An 18,813-nucleotide genomic window follows, 5' to 3' on the forward strand; every position below is an offset into this window, starting at 1 on the left:
GCCGGGACATCGACCGCCCGGGCGGCCAGATGAGCTCTCCCCGGGGCGAATACCGTCGGAGCGCACCCGCGTCGAGCCCCCGGAGCAGGAGCGCGGGACTCAGGTGCCCTGACGCTTCGGCGCGTCCGAGGCGACTCGAACGCGTGTACGCCACTCCCCCACCGGCGGCGCCCGGGGCAGGCGTCGCGGTTTTGCCCCGGGGCCCGGCCGGCTGAGCACGTCTGCCGTTACCGCCTAGTCAGAGCCATATCATCCAGTCGGCCAGCGATCCGAGGGTGCCCGCGATCGCGGGCGCAATTCCGTTCTGTTGCAGGATCACGACAATGACGGCGGTCACCGCCATCGTGACGACGAGAGCAGCGGATGCCAGCGCGATCATCACCGGCAGAAGGTAGGGGTGGGCCTGGGTCCGAAACATGAGCGATCTCCCTCGTTTCCGGAGTGGAGGATCCACGAAATTCGAGAGTATCGGTCTCGGCCCCCGGCGTCATTAGAGACTTTTTCCGAGCCCCATTCTTTACGTCGAAAGCTCTCCCCTGCCGTGCCCTCCGTCGGCGCGCGTGCTCGGCACGGAAAGGTCACGGGATGGTCACGGCAGGCACCTGTCATTGACATAAGCACAGCTCGTGCCCCCACACTGGACCGCGACTCGCAGCACTGTAGACGGTGAGTCACTCGTTTCGCCGATTGTGCAGTTCGTGCACGCAAGTCGGGCGGCTCTCCGTCTGACGGTCGCTTTTACCGCTCCGGCCGTCATTCGCGCAGGGGTCCGCGTACCGTCGTTGCGCTATTCGCAGGATTTCTGATCGGGGCTTACGGGGAGCGTCGAATCATGCCTTCTTCAGCCATGCGCCGGCTTCGGGTCAAACCTGAACACGTGCTCGTGCAAGCCACGAACAACCGTGTCCGGATCGGCGGATCGGTTTATGGGATCGGTGGTGAGGTGCACGACCGCACGGGCGCGGTCTGGACGTTGCTCACCGCGATGGACGGCACCCGGACCGACGAGGAACTCGTCGCGCACGTCACCGGGACTCATCCCGGTGAACGCGCGGATGCGGTGCGCCGGGCGATCGACGTCTTCGCCGTCTCCGGCCACGTCGAGGACACCACCGTGCCGGATCCGCCGCAGCTCAGCGAACGCGAACGCGAACGCTACGACCGTGGGATGCGGTTCTACCGGTGGGCGAGCATGGATCCGACCGCCACACGCTGGACGCCGCAGCTACGTCTGCGTGCGGCTCGGGTCACGGTCGTCGGGGTCGGTGGCACCGGTGGGTCGGCGGCTCTGGCGCTGGCCGCGAGCGGCTTCGGCGCGATCCACTGCGTCGACCGGGACGTGGTCGAGCTCTCCAACCTCAACCGCCAGTTCCTGTTCACCGAGGCGGATATCGGCCGGGCCAAGGTCGAGGTCGCCGTGGAGCGGCTGCAGGCGATGAACTCCGACATCCGGGTCACGGGAGAGTCGCTCAGCCTCACCGGCACCGAGGACTTCCGGCCGCTGCTGGCCGGCTGCGATCTGCTGGTGCTCGCCGCCGACCAGCCCGGGGCGATCCGGGCCTGGGCCAATCGCGCCTGCCTGGACGCGCAGACACCCTGGGTGGACGCGGGGTATCACGGACCGATCCCGTACGCCACCGCGTACCTTCCCGGGCACGGGGCCTGTTACGAGTGCGGTTGGCTGACCGAGTACGAGCGCCACGCCGCGGCCGGCATCGCCGGCGAGTACACGGTCGAGCGGCGCGGGAGCAACGCCGTGTGCGCGCCGACGGCCGGCCTGTCCGGCCATCTCGCCGCCCACCTCGCGATCGCCGTCGCCAGCCGGGTACTACCGGTCCGGTCCGGGCAGACCTACGGACTCAACGTCCTCGCTCCCGACCAGCACTTCGTGCTCAGCCCGGACCGTCGCGCGGACTGCCCGGCCTGCGGTGACCGCCCGTGACCGCTGCGGTCACGGGCGGGACCCGGGTACGCCTGCATCCGCTCCGGATGCGCCGGGACGAGGACGTCTGGTACGTCGGGCGGGTCGAGACCGGAGAGTTCGTCGAACTGCCGCCGATCGCGATCGAGGCCCTTCGCCTGTTCGAGGAGGGGCTGAGCGCGGACGAGGTGGCCGCCGAACTCAAGCGTCTGCACGGTCGCGACATCAATGCCGCCGGATTCCTGGCGAACCTCGTCGGTCTCGGTTTCGTCGCCGCGGCCGACGGTCAGCCGCTCGACGGGCCGGCCCCGATCAGACCGACCTGGCCCTGGTTACGACCGGCGCACACCCGGTGGACGCTCTCGCCGATCACCGCCGTGATCGCGCTGGCGATACCGCTGGCCGCGCTGATCACCGTCACACTGAGACCCGCTCTGCTCCCCTCCTACCACGACCTGTTCTGGAACACCCACACCAGCCTGATCGTCCTCGGCAACGCCGCCGCCGCGTGGACGATCCTCACAGTGCACGAGCTGGCGCACCTCTTCACCGCCCGGGCCGTCGGAGTGCCCGGCACGATCCGGCTCGGGACCCGGCTGCAGTTCCTCAGCGTCCAGACCGACGTCACCGGAATCTGGGTAGCCCCGCGCCGGGTCCGCACGACCGTCTACCTGAGCGGGATAGCCGTCAACCTCGCGGTCGCCGGCGCGGCCGTGCTCAGCCGGGCCGCGGTCGATCCGGGTACCGCCGCGGACCGTCTGCTCGCCGCAGTGGCGTTGATCTCGCTGATCATGGTCCCCACACAGTTCCTGTTGTTCATGCGCACCGACCTGTACTTCCTGATGCAGGACCTCACCCGCTGCGCGAACCTCTACGCCGACGGCGGCGCCTACGTCCGCTATCGGGCCCGGCGCGTGGCCCACACCCTCCGCGGCGACACCCTCCGCGGCCACACGCACCGCGGTGCGGCGCCCACCGATCCGAGTACCTGCCTACGCCCGAGGGAACAACGCGCCGTGCGTGCCTACGCACCGCTGCTCGCCGTAGGCACCGTCCTCTGCCTGACGTTCGCCGCGGCGGTGACAGTGCCGACCGGCCTGACCGTCCTACTCCGATGCGTCCACGGGCTCGCCGACGGCCCCCTCTCCGCACGGGTCGACGCGATCGTCGTCTCAGGAGTAGCGATCACCGGCTGGACGCTCTGGACCCGGGCCTGGTGGGGACGCCACGGACCGAAGGTCACCACCTGGGTGACCCGACACCGACCCGAGAGGAGGTGACTCATGGAGGACATCCAGATCCGCCGGCTCGACAAGGTCGAGACCACGTCCCAATGCGGCACGAGCGCCTAGGCCACATCCCCGCAGGGCAAGCGCGAGGGCAGAAGGAGGTGAGGACATGGGCGAAATCGAGATCCGCAAGCTGGACAAGATCGAAACCACTTCGGCCACCGGCAGCAACGGTAACGGTGGGTAATTGCTGAGGTCAGCCCCGGCCGTCGCGCCCCGCAGTGCGGGAGTGCGAGGCGCGACGGTCAGTGGCTGAGCTCGCGGCGCGTGGCACGTCGGCACTCCGGCGCGGATACCTCTGGCTGGGGATCGTGATCATGCGCACGAGCGTCAGGCGCGGCGACCGCCCGCCGCAGTTCGGCCGCAGCCGTCGCCGGGCCGAGAGTCGCGAGGATCGCGAACCCCTGGAGCCGGTCCGGGTGGCGACGCACGGCGTCGGCGACGAGGTCGTCGTAAATCGTCATGGCGTTCCCTTGGTCAAGCCACCTGGAACGAGCGTTTCGACAGGCCGAAGCGGTAGCCCTCGATCGTCGTCCGGACGGGCGTTCCGGCGTCGGTCGCGGCGCCCAGGGTCACGAAGAGCGGCGAGTAGTGCTCGACGGTGGGATGAGCGAAGTGCACCGCCGGTGCCAGACCGCGGTAGTTGACGAGGGTCTCGACGTCGCCGCGTGCCAGCGCCTCGGCGGCCCAGGCGTCGAACTCCGACGACCAGGCCGGCACGGTGTTGTGCACGAAGTTGTCGCGCGTGAGGTACGGGACGCCGTGGGTCATGAAGCCCGAGCCGATGACGAGGACGCCCTCCTCCCGCAAGCCGCGCAACCGGCGCCCGATGTCCATCAGCCGGAGCGGGTCGTGGGTGGGCAACGACATCTGCAGCACCGGGACGTCGGCGTAGGGGTACATCGTCTTGAGCGGCACCCACGCGCCGTGGTCCAGGCCACGCCCGGCCGGCTGATGGACGGGCTCACCGTCGGGCATCAGCGCGGCGACGCGGGCGGCGAGCGCGCCGGCGTCCGGCGTCGGATAGGTCATCCGGAAGTACCGCTCGGCGAACCCGCCGAAGTCGTAGACCAACGGCGTGCCGGCGCCGGAGGCCGAGAGACGCAGCGGCGCCGACTCCCAGTGCGCGCTGACGAGGAGAATCGCGGTGGGCCGGGGAAGCGACTGGGACCACGCGAACAACTCGCTGATCCACGTGGCGTCCTCGAAGACCGTCGGCGAGCCGTGGCTGAGGTACAGCGCGGGCATCGGTCCGTCGGCGGGGGTCCAGTGACGCCGGTCCCGTCCGGCCGGTGCCTCGTCGCGCAGGAATTCGTCGAAGGCCGCAGCGGGAGCGGCGACGGTGGTCATCCGGGATCAGGCCCGAAGGGGCTTGAGCGCACCGGTCCAGGACTCGAGCTGGTCGAACAACGTGCCGACGGCCGCATCGTGCTGCGGGCCGGGGCGGAACACCGAGAAGTTCTCGAAGTCGGTGAACAGCGAGAACGACAGCTGCGTCCGCACGTGGGCGATCTGGAGCTCGCTGGCGATGCCCCGCAGGTGCTCGATCGCGCGGGCGCCGCCCAGCGAGCCGTAGGACACGAACGCGGCGGCCTTGTTGTTCCACTCACCGTAGAGGTAGTCGATCGCGTTCTTCAGGACGCCGGAGGTGGAGTGGTTGTACTCCGGGCTGACGAAGACGAACCCGTCGTATCCGGCGATCGTGGCGGCCCACGCCTTGGTGTGCTCACCGGCGTAGTTGCCCCGGCTCGGCGGCAGGGGCTCGTCCAGGTGCGGCAGGGGGTAGTCGGCCAGGTCGACGATGTCGTAGTCGGCGGCGGTCCGGCCCGCGGCCCGCTCGAGAACCCAGTCGGCCACTGCCCGGCCGCGGCGACCCGGCCGCGTGCTGCCCACGATGATCGCGATCTTTGTGTCGCTCACGTTCCGTCCTCCATCACTTGAAAATTCATGTGAAGCTAAGCATGACATGAAAATTCAAGCAACACCGCTACGATGTCGGCATGGCCACACGGAGGCAGCGCGGACAGGACGACGTCGCCGAGCCCCGCTGGCTCGCGCCCGACGAGTTGGACGCGTGGAGGGCGCTGGCCAAGCTCATGGCCCGGCTGCCGGCCGCACTCGATCGACAGCTGCAACGCGACGCCCGGCTGAGCTACGTCGAGTACTACGTGCTCGCCGGCCTCTCCGAGCGGCCCGGGCGGTCGATGCGGCTGTACCACCTCGCCGAGATGGTCAACGTCGAGCTCTCGCGCCTGTCGCACATGATCAACCGGTTGGAGCGGCGCGGCCTGGTGCGCCGCGAACCCGATCCCACCGATCGCCGCTCCACACTCGCGGTGCTCACCGACGAGGGGCACGCACACCTGGCCGCAGTGGCGCCGGGCCACGTGCAGCGTGTTCGCGAGCTCTTGATCGACGCCCTCGGCCGGGAGGAGCTGCTGGCCCTCGGTGAGGCGAGCAAGCACGTCACCGCCCGGCTGGAAGCCCTCGACTAGAGGGCTACGCGGGGTCGCGCAGTTTCGCGATCGAGCTGATGAGCTCCGTTTCGGTCTCGCTGAGGTCGGGCCAGGGGAATTGGTAACCGCCGCCGCGGAGCACGACGAGGCCGTGCATGGCCGTCCAGAGCTGGACGGCGGTGGAGAGCACCGAGGTCGCACCGGAGGACCCGTCGGCGATGCACTGGCGGATGCCGTCCATCAGGGCGGCGAACGGTCCCGCGTCGGGGTTGCGGGTGTCCGGCTCGCCGGCCGCGGCCGGGCCGGCCTCCTCACCGCGAAGCAGGCGGTTCCGGCGGAACAGCAGCCCGTACAGGTTCGGATTGTTCAGGCCGAAGGCGATGTAGGCACGGCACCCGGCGAGCAGCCGGTCGCGGGGGGATTCGATGCCTTCCTTCGCGGCCGTGATGAAGCGACCCAGTTCGGCGAACGTCTCGACGGTGACGGCCTGCACGATCTCTTCCGGACCGTGGAAGTGCGGGTAGATCGATTGCGGGGCGATGCCGACGTGCCGGGCGACGCCACGCAGCGTCACCGCGCTCTCGTAGCCCTCCTCGACGAGGATCGCCCGTGCCGCCGCGACGATCTCCCCGCGCAGCGCCTGCCCGGCGCCGCGGGGGTTGCGTCGCCGGGAACCCGTGGCCGCTGTACTCACGGCTGTGAGCTTACCTATCCACGGAGGGGAAACTCCCGCTTCAGCGTCGGCTCCCGAGGCTTGTGTTCTCTGAGATCACGGCCGTAAGCTCACGGGTGTGAGCCAAGGTCTTGGCTCACGCCTCGACCGAATCGAGATGCTCGTGAACATTGTTGATCTCCGTCCTGACCTGCGGATGGTGCGCGACAGCGGGCCCGGGCAGGCGTACCTGCTCCGGCGTGGCCGCAGTGTGGTGCTGATCGACACCGGCATCGCCGGTCAGGGCAACGCGCTTGCCGCCGCCCTGCGGGACTGGGGTCTGGACCGGGACGCGTTGACCCACGTGCTGCTGACGCACTGGCACCCTGACCACGTGGGGTCGGCGGCCGAAGTCGCGTCCTGGCCGGGAGTCCAGGTCTGGGCACACCACTCGGATGCCGCGATCATCCGAGGCGATCACCAGGGCACCTTGCCCGAACTGACGCACGCCGAGGAGGGCCTCTACGCCCAGATCGCGGGCTCGATCCCGGACGCGCCCGCCTGCCCGGTGGACCGCGAACTCGCCGACGACGAAGTACTCCCTGCTCTCGACGCCCGGGTCATCTCGACCCCGGGGCACACCGACGGCAGCATCGCCCTGCTGTTCGAGGAGGACGGCGTGCTGTTCACCGGCGACGTCGCCACCGAGTACGAAGGCCACGTCGTTCTCGGCCCGTTCAACGACGACCGCCCCGAGGCCCGCGCCTCCTTCCGCCGCTTCGCCACGATCGACGTCGACACCGTGTGTTTCGGCCACGGCCAGGCCCTTCGCGGCCCGGAGACGGCCAAACTGCGTGCGGCCGCGACCGCGGACGCCGTTCCCGACCCGCTCGCCTCACCGGACGAACAGAAGCAGTGAGGCGGACCCTGACGACCCACGGCCCGTCGCCGACCGGCGACCATGACTCCGAGCGGGCGGTGGCGGCCGATCTCCGCCGCCGGCCCGGGCACCCATCCGCGAACGTCCCGGCCGGTTAGGGGATCGCACGTGTCAGAGACTCCGAGCCTTCACGACTGGGCCGGCGGCGATGCCGCCTTCACCAGGCTGATCAACGCGTTCTACGACCGGGTCGAGAACGACGAGCTGATCTCCCCGCTGTTCCCCGGTGGAGTGTCGGCCGAGCACCGCGAACACGTCGTCGCATGGTGGATCGAGGTCTTCGGTGGCGCCGAGGGATACACCGAGAACTACGGCGGTCACCACCACATGATCAACCGGCACGCCAACCTCGCCATCACACCCGAGCAGCGGTTCCGGTTCGCGTCGCTGATGAGTCTGGCCGCCGACGACGCACAGCTGCCGTCCGACCCGGAGTTCCGGGCCGCGTTCGTCGGTTACGTCGAGTGGGGTACCCGGTTCGCGGTCATCAACTCGGCACCGGGCGCGGACCTCGATTACCACGTGCCCGTCCTGCACTGGGGCTGGGGTGTCGCCCCGCCCTACGTTCCGGGCGACTGAAGCCGGACCGGGAGCGGCGTTAATGGGTCGCGCCCGGACCGGCCGTGAACGAGCCTTGGGCGATGACGAGTAGCGATCTGTGGGATCAGGACGACGCCGACCGCTACGAGGAAACCTCGGCGGCGATGTACGCGCCCGACGTCCTCGATCCCGCCGTCGACTTCCTGGAGCGACTGGCCGGATCCGGCGCGGCTCTGGAGTTCGCCGTCGGCACCGGCCGCGTCGCGATCCCGCTCGCCGCCCGAGGGGTCGCGGTGAGCGGGATCGAGTTGTCCCCGCCCATGGCGGATCACTTGCGTCGCCGAGATGCCGACGGAAGGGTGTCGGTGGTCGTCGGTGACATGGCCACCACCACCGTCGCGGGCCGGTTCGCGCTGGTCTACGTGGTCTGGAACAGCCTCGGTAACCTCCGGACGCAAGAGGAGCAGGCGCGGTGCTTCGCCAACGCCGCCCGCCATCTGGCGCCGGGCGGACGGTTCGTCGTCGAGCTGGGAGTGCCGGGCATCCGGCGGATGCCGCCGGGGCAGACGGCGGTGCCGTTCGAGGTCTCCGCCGGGCACACCGGATTCGACACCTACGACCTGGTCACCCAGCAGGGCACCTCGCACCACTACCGGCGGCAGGACGACGGATCCGTGCGCTACGGCGCCAGCAACTTCCGCTACGTCTGGCCGTCCGAATGCGACCTCATGGCCCGGCTGGCCGGCCTCGAGCTGGAGCGACGGGCGGCGGACTGGAACGGCACGCCCTACACCTCCGACAGCGAAGCCCACGTCTCGGTCTGGCGGAAGCCTGCCTAGTTCGGCCGCCATCGGGACGAGGGGCCGGCGGACGCTCCGACTCGATCCGCAGTGCGCGCTGACCGGCGTCACGCGCGGGGCCGGAACCGCACGGACGCCTCCCGGTGGAGGCGACTCGCCGGGCTACCTCAGAGTCAGCTCAGCCGGTGAACTCGTCGACGCCGAGGGCGAAGTCCCAATGGCCGACCCCGTGGCCGGCCAGGCTCACCGTGATCAGGCCCATTCCTTCCAGCCAATGCGCCATCGCGAGGCCGCCGACGTCCCGCGGGCGCAACCCCAGGCTTTCGACGAAGGCCGCCACGGCGGCCTTGGCCCGCGCGTCGTCTCCGGCGAGGAAGACCGCGGGCCGGCCGTTTTCCAGGACGTTGCGGAAGATGGTGTTGAACGCCTTCACCACGCCGGCGCCGGCCGGGGCCACCTCGGCGACCTCCCGCGCGATCGAGGTCTCCTCGCGATGGGCCAGCCCGTCGAACGTGGCATTGAAGGGATTGCTGATGTCGACGATGACCTTGCCCGCGAGCGCGTCGCCGTACTCGGCGACGACCGGGACGACAGCCGCGTACAACAGGGCGGTGACGACGATGTCCCCGGCCGGGACGGCACCCCACTTGCCCGCCGTCGCGCCGCCGCCCAGGGCCGTGGCCAGGTCGTCGGCCTTGGACTGATCGCGTCCGAGGACCTCGACGGTATGGCCGGCCGCCACCGCGAGCGTGCCGAGGGCACGGGCCATGTTCCCGGTACCGATGAGGGTGATGCTGCTCATGAGCTGTGTTCGTCTCTGTCGGAGGAGTGCGGGGGAAGTCCCTCGGCCACCTCCCGAGCGTGCCTTCGGGCCGAAGGGACGTCCAAGACCTCTTTCGGCCGCGGTGATACCGTGGGGGCATCACCGGTCCGGGAGGCGTCGTGGATCTGGACCTGCGCAAGCTGCGCTACTTCGTCGCCGTGGCCGATCGGTTGCACTTCGGCCGCGCCGCCGACGACCTCCACATCGCGCAGCCGGTGCTCAGCCGCCAGATCCGCGCGCTGGAGCAGGATCTCGGCGCCGCGCTGTTCACCCGGGATCGCCACGGCGTGGAACTGACCGACGCCGGCCGGCAGCTGCGGGACGATGCCGGTCCGCTGCTGGCCTCCGCGGAAGCCGCGCGCCGACGGGTGACCACGGCCGCCCGGGGCAGCCGGCGGCTCGTGGTGGGGTTCCGGGCCGGCATCCCGGTCATCCCGGCGGCGCGGGCGTTCGAGGCCCGGCACCCGGACGTCGTCGTGGACATGCAGCGGATCGAAGGGGACGACCAGGCCGCGATGCTGCTCGACGGGCGTATCGACGTCGCCTACGTGCGGCTGCCCATCGACGAGGCCGGCCTGCGCGTCGTCCCGCTGTACACCGAGCCGCTGGTGGCGGTGCTGCCCGCCGGTCACCGGCTGGCGGGTGAGGAGCAGATCGCCCAGGCCGATCTGGCCGGCGAGCCGCTGATCTGGCATCCCGACCCGAGCACGCAGCCCACCAGGCGCCCGCACCCCAACGCCGGGTACCTGGTGCGCGGAGTGGACGAGACGCTCGAGCACGTGGCGGCCGGTCGAGGCTTCTCGTTCCTGGCCCGGTCGGCGACCGTGTTCCACTCGCATCCGAACGTCACCTATGTGTCCGTCACGGATCTGGCGCCCGATCAGGTGTGCCTCGCGGTACCGGCGTCCCGCACCTCGCCGGTGGTCGGCGACTTCCTGGCCGCCGCTCGGGAGGCGGCTGAGATCACGGCGGCGTGCGGTACCTACGAGAGGCCGGAGGTGCCGCTTCACCGAGCGGCCGAAAAGATCGGCTGACCGGCCGGACCGCCCCCGGCCCGACGGGGATGCGGCCGGCAGCGTCGGCTGTGCCGAGCGGACGTGGCAGGACGAAGCCGTCTGCCGCCGGGCCGGGTTCGAGCTCGTCGGCGAGTGCGGCTTCGAGTTCCCGCCGGGCCGGTTCTCCCGGAGCAACGACTGGCGGCTGGATCTTCCGGCCTTCGCCACCTCTCGCGGGTGACGGCCGTCGGCCGTGCCCGGTGAGTCGCCCGGAGCGCCCGGGGCGGCGCAACACCAGCAACTCTGCTTCGCTCGGCCTGGGACGATGTCCACGTTGCACCGCAGCGCTCCGCCCGCGGTTCTGATTCGGGCACGAACCGGGCCGTCCGCGCGCACATTCGGGCGCTCCGCGGCCCAGACCGGCTGAATCTGCGCTCGTGAACGCACACGACCCAGGCAGCCATCTAGGCAAAACCGGGCGTCGATACCCCTGGTGTGAGCCTGTTCACATCTTGGGCCGGTGCTAGATAATTCCGTTCAGGAAAGAATCCGGTCACATTCCGGCGTAAGGGAGGTTCGGACCATTACCAGCAATGGAGACCGACACCCAATTCTGCGCGGCGCGACGATCACTTCACGATTCGCACGCCCACAGCGCTGATTCGAGTTTGCCTTTCGTCCACGACGATGGACGCGCGAAAGCAATAACGATCACAGGACGACTCTGCTCGTTTTCGCATCCCGAAAACCAACTCCACGAAGGGCATGGTGTGTCATGGCCGCCCGCACCACCGCACTCGAGATGGACGCCGAAGTAGCCGGGAGCACCTCGACGTCACCGGACGCCACCCCGATCGACCGTGCTCGCGCTCGCGCCCGCACCGGCCGGCCCGGCATGTGCGTCGCGAACCTGGACCGGATGAGCAAAATCGTCGACATCAACGTCGAACTCGTCCGGCAGTTCGGTCGCGCGTCCTGGGAGATCTGTGGTCAGCAGTTCTGTGATCTGCTCCACCCCAGCTACCAGAACAAGATCGGCGAGCAGTTCGACCGGCTGGCGACCGGCCAGAAGGGCCGTTTCGACGAGCCGATAATCGTTCTTCGGCCCGACGACACGACGTTCGCGAGCGAGCTGACCGGAATCGCTGTCACCGGCAGCGCGGGAATGATCGAGAAGATCGTCGTCCTGTTCAGCCCGGACCACGGCCAGGGCGACGAGCAATTAGCACGGCGTCAGCATCTGTTCACTCCGATGGAAACTCGCGTGCTGGAAGGCGTCGCCGCGGGAGTGTCGACCGTACAGCTCGCTTCCGCGCTCTTCCTGAGCCGGGGCGGCGTCGAATACCACGTCGCCATGCTGTTGCGGAAGCTGAAGGTCAACAACCGTCCGGCGCTGGTCTCGAAGGCTTACTCGATGGGCATTTTCCGGCTCGGCACGTGGCCGCCTCGGGTGCTTCCCGACTTCACGGTCTGACCGGCAACACGAGAACGGAGTACGACGTGACCACGACGATCGTCTTTCTCGACGGCGGACCCAGCCAGTTCCTCGGAATGAGTTACCTCGCCGCGGCCGGCGGCCTGGACACGAAGATCAAGATCGAGCACGGCAACGGATACGAGCATTACGCCCATAACGGCACCTTCCGGCTGTTCGATGGCGCGAAACTCCCGGTTTTTCAGTGGTGCGACCGCACGAGAATCGCCGAGTGAGCCCACGCGACGAGGAGGGACGTTGACCGCTCCCGAGGCTTTGGACGTCCTCCGCAGTCGCTACCGGTCCGAACGCGAGAAACGGATCCGCCCGGACGGCAACCAGCAGTACGTGAAGCCCGTGGGCGCGCTCGCCGGCTTCCTCGACGATCCGTTCAGCCGGCCGGCCGAACGGGACCCGGTCACCGATCACACCACCGTGACCTGCATCGGCGGCGGCTTCGCCGGGTTGATCACCGCGGCCGCGCTGAAGGACGCCGGTGTCGACGACGTCCGGATCGTGGACAAGGCCGGCGACGTCGGCGGCACCTGGTACTGGAACCGCTACCCCGGCGCGCAGTGCGACACCGCCTCGATGGTCTACATGCCGTTGCTGGAAGAGACCGGCCACCGGCCGAGCGAGAAGTACGCCCACGGCCCGGAACTCTTCGAGCATTGCCAGCGCATCGCCAAACACTACGGGCTCTACGAGAACGCGCTGTTCAACACCCAGGTGCGTGACCTGGAATGGGACGCCACGCGAGCGGTCTGGATCGTGCGCACCAACCGGGGCGACCGCTTCACCTCGCGGTTCGTGACCCTCGGCGTCGGTCCGCTCCACGCGCTGAAGCTGCCCGGTGTGCCCGGCATCGCCGACTTCGCCGGACGGGCGTTCCACACCAGCCGGTGGGACTACGCGTACACCGGGGGTGATCCCGCGGGCGCGCCGCTCAGCGGACTCGCCCACCGGCGGGTGGCCGTGATCGGTACCGGAGCGACCGGGGTGCAGCTGGTGCCCGCGCTGGCCCGCGACTGCCGGGAACTCTTCGTCGTCCAGCGCACGCCGTCCTCGGTGGACGTCCGGGACAACCATCCGATCGACCCGGACTGGTTCGCGCAGGTCGCCCGGCCCGGCTGGCAGCGGCGCTGGCTGGAGAACTTCGCCGCCAGCCAGGGGATCGGCGGGCCGGCCGACGACCTGGTGATGGACGGCTGGACGGCGCTGAGCCGGACCGTGAACGCGGGCATGAGCCGGATCCCCGAGACCGAACGGACGCTCGAGGCCATGCTGGCCGCCTACGAGGCCGCCGACTTCGAGGTGATGTCACGCATCCGCGACCGGGTGGACGCGGTCGTCGAGGATCCGGCCGTCGCCGCCGGCCTCAAAGCGTGGTACCGGCAGACGTGCAAGCGACCCTGCTTCCACGACGAGTACCTGCAGGCGTTCAACCGCCCCAACACGCACCTGCTGGAGACCGACGGCAAGGGCGTCGAACGGATCACCCGGACCGGCCTCGTCGTCGCCGGGACCGAGTATCCCGTCGACTGCATCGTCTTCGCGTCCGGCTTCGAGGTCGGTACCGAGTACACGAAGCGGGCCGGTTTCCGCGTGACCGGCCGGGGCCGCGCCAAGCTGGCCCGGCACTGGGCCGACGGCATGCGCACGCTGCACGGCATCCACGTGCACGGCTTCCCGAACGCGTTCCTGGTGCAGCAGCTCCAGGGCGCGAGCCTGCTCTCCAACGTGCCGCACAACTACCGCGAGGCCGCGCAGGCGATCGCGCAGACCGTCGGGCACGTACTCGCCAGCGGTGCGCGTGAGGTCGAGGTCAGCGCCGGTGCCGAGGACGCCTGGATCCGGCTGCTGCAGACCAACCCGCTGGCGAAGCTCCGCCCGCGGGACTGCACCCCCGGCTACTACAACAACGAGGGCCACGACCTGGAGCCGCGCAGCCGCTTGAACCTGGGGCACCCGCAGGGGGCCCTGGCGTTCTTCGCCCTGCTCGCCCGCTGGAGGGACAGCGGCGCGTACGAGGGCCTCGAGTTCCGCTGAGCGACGGCCCACCGGCCGTCGTCACCACAGACTGTGCAGGCAGGACAACAGGCTCCGCGCCTGCACGTTGAGGTAGTGGCCGTGGCGGAGCAGGTTGATCAGCTGGCGGACGGTCAGCCAGCGGAACGCGTCCGGCACCTCGAGCGGGAACTGCTCGCCGACATCGACGACGAGGTAGCGCGTCTCGGCGTGGTAGAAGCGGCCGCCCTCCTCGGACTGCACCACGTCGTACCGGATCTGGCTCGCGTCGGCCGACAGCACGGCGTCGACGAAGGGCGCCGGCTCTTCGGGCGCCCCCGCCCCGGCCGCGCCCGGCAGCTGCACGGTGGGCGCGATCTCGGCGATGTCGAGCAGGCCGGGCTCGGGCCGGACCTGGGCCAGCACGTGCAACACGCCGTTGATCGGCCGGGCCAGGAACGCCGCGACGCCCTGCCCGCACGGCGCGAGCAGCGGCTGGGTCCAGCCGGCGACTTCGCGGCTGGCCGCCTCGACCCGCACCGCGATCACCCGGAAGCGGGCCGCGTCGTCGTCGACGAGCTCGTCGGAGCCCCGCTGCCAGTTCGACACCTTGCTGAGCGGTACCAGCCGGGCGCTCCACTCCAGGTGGGCCTTCATCTCGGTGAACCAGCTGAGGATCTCGGTCTCGGTGTGCAGTGCCGGCCAGCCGCCGCGCGCCTCGTACGAGCGCAGCAGACCGTCGTGGAACGCGTCCTGGCTCGACGGCGTCTCCTGCGACCGCCAGATCGGCATGCACGAGAGCACCGTGCGCGAGTCCATGTTGACCAGGTTGTCCACGCGCAGCAACTGGCGCACCTCGTCCAGAGCGAACCACCGGAAGTCGGGGTGCTCGGGCACGTCCTGAGTGGTCTTCACGACCATGTTGCGGTTGTGTTTGTGCCAGAACCAGGCGCCCTGTTCGGACTGCAGGACGTCGACCAGGATCTGGCCGCGGCTCGGTCCCCAGAAGTAGTCGAGAAACCGCGGGACCGCCCCGCGGTGGACCCGGGTGTAGTTGCTCCGGGTGGCTTGGACCGTCGGCGAGAGCTGGACGACGTTGATGTTGCCGGGTTCCATCTTCGCCTGCATCAGGCAGTGCAGAACACCGTTGAACTCCTTCACCAGGATGCCGAGGATGCCCACCTCGGGCTGGTGGATGATCGGCTGCTCCCAGACCACGCCGTCGTCACCGCGTGCGTGCAGGCCCTCGACGGTGAAGAACCGCCCGGTCTCGTGGACGAGGTTGCCGCTCTCCGGCTCGAACCGCCAGCCGTCCAGCTCCGCGAACGGGATCCGCGAGACGACGTACGGGTAGGCACTCGTACGGGCGGACCACCAGGCATCGACCTCGGACATCATGGTCCCGTCGCCGGCCACGCGGCCGTCCGGCGGACCGAGGTTGAAGGGTGACGCGACCCGCGCACTGCCCGACAGGAGAAAGGCTGGATTGCTCACCACGGAGGGCCTCCTGAGGGGCTCCGAGCGTCGGTGGGTGGGCTGCGCGCGACTGTGCCGACGTCAGCTAACCCGGAGAGGGACTAGCAGAACGGCTAGACCTCGCGGAGTTAGGGTCGCCGCACGTGAACGGTCCTTCCGGGATGGAGAGACGCGGCGATGAGGATCACCATGCTGGCGTTCGGTACCCGCGGCGACGTCCAGCCGTTCGTGACGCTCGGCGGGCGTCTGCGCGGGCGGGGCCACGACGTCACGGTCGGGACGACCGCGTCGTTCCGGCCCGCCGTCGAGGACGCCGGGCTGTCCTACCGGCCGATCACCCCGCCCCCGGGCATGGGCGAGGACACCTATCGGCCGGCCACCGTCGAGGCGATCAGCAAGAGCTCGTCGGCGCTGCGGTACCTCAGGACGATCCCGCCGCCGACCTCCGAGCAGGTGACCACACTGATGGCCAGCCTGGAACGGGCCGTGGACGGCGCCGAGGTGATGCTCACCGGCACCAACACCCAGATGGCCGGTCTGCTCGACGTCCCGGCGCGCTGGGCCGCGTATTCACAGATGCCGACGATGGCGACCCGCGAGTTCCGCTCGGCGATCGGTCCGCAGGTCCAACGTGGCCCCCGGTTCAACCTGCTGACGCACAAGCTGGTCGGCGCACTGTTCGGATCGATCACGAGGCGCACCGCCAACACCTACCTGCGCTCCCGGGGCCGGGCCCCGGTCCCCCGGGTGAACCGTCTCCGGGAGTACGGCCGATCCGTGCCGGTGCTGTACGCGTTCAGCGAAGCGGTGATCCCCCGGCCGGCGGACTGGCCGGCCGGATGCCACCTCACGGGTTTCTGGTTCGACGACCGGCCGGTCGACACCGAGGATCCGGAGCTGGCGTCCTTCGTGGCCGCCGGTCCGGCGCCGGTCGTCCTGACGCTGGGCGGAGCCTGGGCGGTGTTCGACGGTGAGCAGACACTCGCCGCCGCGATCGGAGCCGCCCGCAGCTTGGGCCGGCCGCTGGTGGTCGTCGGCGGCCCGGAACACCGCGGCTCCGACGACGTGCTGCAGCGCACCGAGGTCAGTTTTCCCTGGCTGTTCGAGCGGGCGGCCGCGGTCATCCACGCGGGCAGCTACGGGGCGGCGTCCTACTGTGCGCGGGCGGGCGTGCCGCAAGTGACGCTGCCCGCCGCGTTCGACCATCCGTTCTGGGCCGCCCGCCTGCACACCCTCGGCGTCGGCACCCGGCCGGTTCCCCGCAGCCGGTTGACCGGCGAAGCGCTGACCGCGGCACTGGGCCCCGCCGTGACCGACCGGGAGATGCGGGAGCGGGCAGCGCGGCTGGCCGACCGGATCCGCGGTGAAGACGGGATCGGCACCGCCTGCGACGTGCTGGAACGGATCTTCGCGCCGGAGGCGACCCGCTCCGAGAACCGCTGAGGAGATCGGGGCCGGTGGCGGCGTCGCGCCGCCACCGGGCTACCGGTCAGCGGCGCCGAGCCCAGATCTCGCCGAGCTTGTAGAGCCGGTAACGCATCGGGTGCTTGCGCACCTCGACCGTGAAGCCGTTGTCCCGCAGGATCGAGACGAGTTCGGAGTGCCGCTGGTGCGCGGCGAGTTCGTGGAACTCCATCGCGATCTTGTCGATCCGCGCCCAGTCCGCGGCGTCCAGGTGACGCAGGATCTCGTACTCGCCGCCCTCGCAGTCGATCTTCAGGTAGTCGACCCGGTCGACGTTCTGCTCGTCGAGGAGGCGGCCCAGCGAGATCTGCTCCGCTTCGAACGTCACCGCGCCGCCGCCGTCGTAATGCTTGAGCGCGGCTCGCTCGAAGAAGCGCATCAGCGCGGACTGCTGCATTCCCTCCGCGTGGCAGAGCACCTCCCACCCCGGGCTGGTGACCATGTCGAGCGTCCCCCCGTCCCGGCCGGCCGCGGCCCGCACCGTGGTGACGTTGGTCAGACCGTTGGCCTCGACGTTGACCTGCAGGCAGTCGTAAGCGGCCGGGGCCGGTTCCACGCTGATGACCCGGCGCACCTGCGGCGCGGCCCACAGGGCGAACAGGCCGACGTTCGCGCCGATGTCCACCACCACGTCCGTCGGGCGCAGCTCGAAGCCGGGGCGGACGTAGCGGCGCTGGGTGAAGATCTCCCGGATGATGTTCTCCCCGGTCCGGCGCATCAGCGGTGAGGCGAAGTGGCACGTGAGCCCGTTGGACAGCGGAACGGGGTCCACGTTCGCGATGGTCATGGTGTTCCTCTCGGACGAGGGTGGGCCGACGGTCGGTCGAGCGTCAGACGAGGGGCGACGAGCGGTCCGGGGCGAGTGGGCCCAGCGACACGGTCCGCGCCGTGCGGGAGGCGGTGAGCAACGCGTCGAGGACGGACTGGGTGGCGGCGGCGTCAGCCACCGTGGCGGCCGGTGCGAGCGCCGCGTCGTCGCCGTCGAGGAGCCCGGCGACGATCGATTCGGCGGACACGGCGAACGCGTGCTTGAACAGGCTTCCGCGGCCGGCGGCGAACGTCGGCCCGACCTGCTCCGTAGGAGCTTCGGCACCGGCGCGCCACCGCAGCCCGTCCTCCTGCGCGTAGCGGGCCTCGAACCCGTTCGCGTAGACGTCGAGGTCGAAGCGGGTGGCGGTCGTCGCGGCCGCGGTGACCGTGAGGAGCACGCTCTGCCCGGCGACCGTGGTGAGGTGCGCGCTGAGCGCCTCGGACACCCGGACGGGCCGGGGCGTGCCGTCCGCGCCGGGGCGGATCGGGTGGACCGTGTGCAGCAGGCCGGCCACCGCCGCCGGCCACTCGCCCAGGAGGAACCACGCCAGATCGACGAGGTGGGACGCCATCGCGAGGCGGGTGCCACCGCCCTGGCCGGGCTCGAACGCCCAGCTCCAGGCGGTGTCCGGCGTGGCCCAGCCGGTCGCCTGCTGATGCAGGCGCAACAGGTACGGCCGGTCGCTCCCCGCGGCGATCCGGGCCCGTAAGGCGCTGAACTCGGGCAGGAACCGCAGCTGGTGGTCGACCAGCACCCGGGCCTGCCGCCCGCGGGCCAGCGCGACGATCTGATCGGCTTCCCGCCGGTCGAGACCGAGGGGTTTCTCCAGCAGCACGGGTTTGTCCGTCCGCAGCGCGACCGACGCGTGCTCCAGGTGCAGCGGGTTCGGCGCCGCCAGCACGATCAGGTCGACTTCGTCGACCGCGCACAACTCCTCGACGCTCCGGCAGGCGATCGGGACGTCGTGCCGTGCGGCCAGCTCCTGCGTCCGCGCCGGCGAGCTCCCGGCCAGCGCCACGACGTCGGCGCGGCCGGTGCTCGCGAAGCCGGGCAGGATCGTGCGCAGCCCGACGCCCGTGCCCACGATGCCGACCCGCAGTCTTCGTCGCGACACGGACGACTCCTCACCTGCTGTAGTGGGCCGTGCGTTCATGCTGCCGCCCGC

At 70.2% G+C, this 18,813-nt stretch carries 19 protein-coding genes; 11 read left to right on the forward strand and 8 right to left on the reverse strand.

Annotated features, from left to right (window positions below):
• Positions 1 to 238: 238 nt before the first annotated feature.
• The gene (locus tag ACIBZJ_RS42035; RefSeq protein WP_395939214.1) at positions 239 to 382 is read right to left on the reverse strand and encodes a hypothetical protein; all 144 of its coding nucleotides are present in this window, start codon (positions 380 to 382) and stop codon (positions 239 to 241) included.
• Between the two features lie 495 nt (positions 383 to 877).
• Between ACIBZJ_RS42035 and ACIBZJ_RS42040 the strand changes: the two genes are divergently transcribed.
• Together ACIBZJ_RS42040 and ACIBZJ_RS42045 are read left to right on the forward strand one after the other, a co-directional pair.
• On the forward strand, positions 878 to 1,942 hold the full coding sequence (locus ACIBZJ_RS42040) for a HesA/MoeB/ThiF family protein (RefSeq protein WP_395939215.1): 1,065 nt from the start codon (positions 878 to 880) through the stop codon (positions 1,940 to 1,942).
• Positions 1,939 to 3,201 carry a hypothetical protein gene (locus ACIBZJ_RS42045; protein WP_395939216.1) on the forward strand — a complete coding sequence of 421 codons (1,263 nt, stop codon included), beginning with the start codon at positions 1,939 to 1,941 and terminating at the stop codon, positions 3,199 to 3,201. Before ACIBZJ_RS42040 ends, ACIBZJ_RS42045 begins: the two co-directional genes overlap by 4 nt.
• A 486-nt stretch (positions 3,202 to 3,687) precedes the next feature.
• Here ACIBZJ_RS42045 and ACIBZJ_RS42050 read toward each other — a convergent pair whose 3' ends face one another.
• Both ACIBZJ_RS42050 and ACIBZJ_RS42055 read right to left on the reverse strand, forming a co-directional pair.
• Positions 3,688 to 4,560, reverse strand: coding sequence for a dioxygenase (locus tag ACIBZJ_RS42050; protein ID WP_395939217.1), 873 nt, complete (start codon positions 4,558 to 4,560; stop codon positions 3,688 to 3,690).
• Positions 4,561 to 4,566: 6 nt separating this feature from the next.
• Positions 4,567 to 5,130, reverse strand: a complete 564-nt coding sequence (locus tag ACIBZJ_RS42055; RefSeq protein WP_395939218.1) for an NADPH-dependent FMN reductase — start codon at positions 5,128 to 5,130, stop codon at positions 4,567 to 4,569.
• Positions 5,131 to 5,210: 80 nt separating this feature from the next.
• Between ACIBZJ_RS42055 and ACIBZJ_RS42060 the strand changes: the two genes are divergently transcribed.
• Positions 5,211 to 5,705 (forward strand): MarR family winged helix-turn-helix transcriptional regulator, encoded by a 495-nt coding sequence (locus tag ACIBZJ_RS42060; protein ID WP_395939219.1) that lies wholly within the window; start codon positions 5,211 to 5,213, stop codon positions 5,703 to 5,705.
• A 4-nt stretch (positions 5,706 to 5,709) separates the two neighbouring features.
• Here the strand turns inward: ACIBZJ_RS42060 and ACIBZJ_RS42065 are convergent, their stop codons facing one another.
• A complete protein-coding gene (locus ACIBZJ_RS42065; protein WP_395939220.1) occupies positions 5,710 to 6,360 on the reverse strand; it encodes a TetR/AcrR family transcriptional regulator in 651 nt (216 codons plus the stop codon).
• A 97-nt stretch (positions 6,361 to 6,457) separates the two neighbouring features.
• On the opposite strand from ACIBZJ_RS42065, the gene ACIBZJ_RS42070 reads away from it, so the two are divergent.
• The 3 genes from ACIBZJ_RS42070 to ACIBZJ_RS42080 all read left to right on the forward strand — a co-directional run bounded on the left by ACIBZJ_RS42070 (position 6,458) and on the right by ACIBZJ_RS42080 (position 8,637).
• Positions 6,458 to 7,237 (forward strand): MBL fold metallo-hydrolase, encoded by a 780-nt coding sequence (locus ACIBZJ_RS42070; protein WP_395939221.1) that lies wholly within the window; start codon positions 6,458 to 6,460, stop codon positions 7,235 to 7,237.
• Positions 7,238 to 7,366: 129 nt separating this feature from the next.
• Positions 7,367 to 7,837 (forward strand): group II truncated hemoglobin, encoded by a 471-nt coding sequence (locus ACIBZJ_RS42075; RefSeq protein WP_395939222.1) that lies wholly within the window; start codon positions 7,367 to 7,369, stop codon positions 7,835 to 7,837.
• 62 nt (positions 7,838 to 7,899) lie between these two features.
• Positions 7,900 to 8,637 (forward strand): class I SAM-dependent methyltransferase, encoded by a 738-nt coding sequence (locus tag ACIBZJ_RS42080; protein ID WP_395939223.1) that lies wholly within the window; start codon positions 7,900 to 7,902, stop codon positions 8,635 to 8,637.
• A gap of 139 nt (positions 8,638 to 8,776) precedes the next feature.
• Here ACIBZJ_RS42080 and ACIBZJ_RS42085 read toward each other — a convergent pair whose 3' ends face one another.
• Positions 8,777 to 9,400 (reverse strand): NADPH-dependent F420 reductase, encoded by a 624-nt coding sequence (locus tag ACIBZJ_RS42085; protein ID WP_395939224.1) that lies wholly within the window; start codon positions 9,398 to 9,400, stop codon positions 8,777 to 8,779.
• A 140-nt stretch (positions 9,401 to 9,540) separates the two neighbouring features.
• Between ACIBZJ_RS42085 and ACIBZJ_RS42090 the strand changes: the two genes are divergently transcribed.
• From ACIBZJ_RS42090 to ACIBZJ_RS42105, 4 genes are all read left to right on the forward strand, one after another.
• A complete protein-coding gene (locus tag ACIBZJ_RS42090; RefSeq protein ID WP_395939225.1) occupies positions 9,541 to 10,455 on the forward strand; it encodes a LysR family transcriptional regulator in 915 nt (304 codons plus the stop codon).
• 736 nt (positions 10,456 to 11,191) lie between these two features.
• Entirely contained in the window at positions 11,192 to 11,890 is a 699-nt protein-coding gene (locus ACIBZJ_RS42095; RefSeq protein WP_395939226.1) for a LuxR C-terminal-related transcriptional regulator, read from the forward strand.
• A 26-nt stretch (positions 11,891 to 11,916) separates the two neighbouring features.
• Positions 11,917 to 12,126 (forward strand): DUF5988 family protein, encoded by a 210-nt coding sequence (locus ACIBZJ_RS42100; protein ID WP_395939227.1) that lies wholly within the window; start codon positions 11,917 to 11,919, stop codon positions 12,124 to 12,126.
• Positions 12,071 to 13,939, forward strand: a complete 1,869-nt coding sequence (locus tag ACIBZJ_RS42105; protein ID WP_395939228.1) for a flavin-containing monooxygenase — start codon at positions 12,071 to 12,073, stop codon at positions 13,937 to 13,939. Before ACIBZJ_RS42100 ends, ACIBZJ_RS42105 begins: the two co-directional genes overlap by 56 nt.
• Positions 13,940 to 13,960: 21 nt before the next feature.
• Here the strand turns inward: ACIBZJ_RS42105 and ACIBZJ_RS42110 are convergent, their stop codons facing one another.
• Positions 13,961 to 15,394, reverse strand: coding sequence for an NDP-hexose 2,3-dehydratase family protein (locus ACIBZJ_RS42110; RefSeq protein WP_395939229.1), 1,434 nt, complete (start codon positions 15,392 to 15,394; stop codon positions 13,961 to 13,963).
• Between the two features lie 156 nt (positions 15,395 to 15,550).
• Between ACIBZJ_RS42110 and ACIBZJ_RS42115 the strand changes: the two genes are divergently transcribed.
• Complete coding sequence (locus tag ACIBZJ_RS42115) at positions 15,551 to 16,816, forward strand: glycosyltransferase (RefSeq protein ID WP_395939230.1); 1,266 nt, start codon at positions 15,551 to 15,553, stop codon at positions 16,814 to 16,816.
• Between the two features lie 46 nt (positions 16,817 to 16,862).
• Here ACIBZJ_RS42115 and ACIBZJ_RS42120 read toward each other — a convergent pair whose 3' ends face one another.
• Together ACIBZJ_RS42120 and ACIBZJ_RS42125 are read right to left on the reverse strand one after the other, a co-directional pair.
• Complete coding sequence (locus ACIBZJ_RS42120) at positions 16,863 to 17,624, reverse strand: FkbM family methyltransferase (RefSeq protein WP_395939231.1); 762 nt, start codon at positions 17,622 to 17,624, stop codon at positions 16,863 to 16,865.
• 43 nt (positions 17,625 to 17,667) lie between these two features.
• Positions 17,668 to 18,762 carry a Gfo/Idh/MocA family protein gene (locus ACIBZJ_RS42125; protein WP_395939232.1) on the reverse strand — a complete coding sequence of 365 codons (1,095 nt, stop codon included), beginning with the start codon at positions 18,760 to 18,762 and terminating at the stop codon, positions 17,668 to 17,670.
• Positions 18,763 to 18,813 lie beyond the last annotated feature (51 nt).

This window comes from Cryptosporangium sp. NPDC051539 (assembly GCF_044454545.1).
In the GTDB taxonomy this organism is placed as follows: Bacteria; Actinomycetota; Actinomycetes; order Mycobacteriales; family Cryptosporangiaceae; genus Cryptosporangium.

Coding starts and splice junctions, on each gene's coding strand:
- ACIBZJ_RS42050 (WP_395939217.1), bottom strand. CDS start 4,560: ATGACCACCGTCGCCGCTCCCGCTGCGGCCTTCGACGAATTCCTGCGC.
- ACIBZJ_RS42060 (WP_395939219.1), top strand. CDS start 5,211: ATGGCCACACGGAGGCAGCGCGGACAGGACGACGTCGCCGAGCCCCGC.
- ACIBZJ_RS42080 (WP_395939223.1), top strand. CDS start 7,900: ATGACGAGTAGCGATCTGTGGGATCAGGACGACGCCGACCGCTACGAG.
- ACIBZJ_RS42085 (WP_395939224.1), bottom strand. CDS start 9,400: ATGAGCAGCATCACCCTCATCGGTACCGGGAACATGGCCCGTGCCCTC.
- ACIBZJ_RS42095 (WP_395939226.1), top strand. CDS start 11,192: ATGGCCGCCCGCACCACCGCACTCGAGATGGACGCCGAAGTAGCCGGG.
- ACIBZJ_RS42105 (WP_395939228.1), top strand. CDS start 12,071: ATGGCGCGAAACTCCCGGTTTTTCAGTGGTGCGACCGCACGAGAATCG.
- ACIBZJ_RS42115 (WP_395939230.1), top strand. CDS start 15,551: ATGAGGATCACCATGCTGGCGTTCGGTACCCGCGGCGACGTCCAGCCG.
- ACIBZJ_RS42120 (WP_395939231.1), bottom strand. CDS start 17,624: ATGACCATCGCGAACGTGGACCCCGTTCCGCTGTCCAACGGGCTCACG.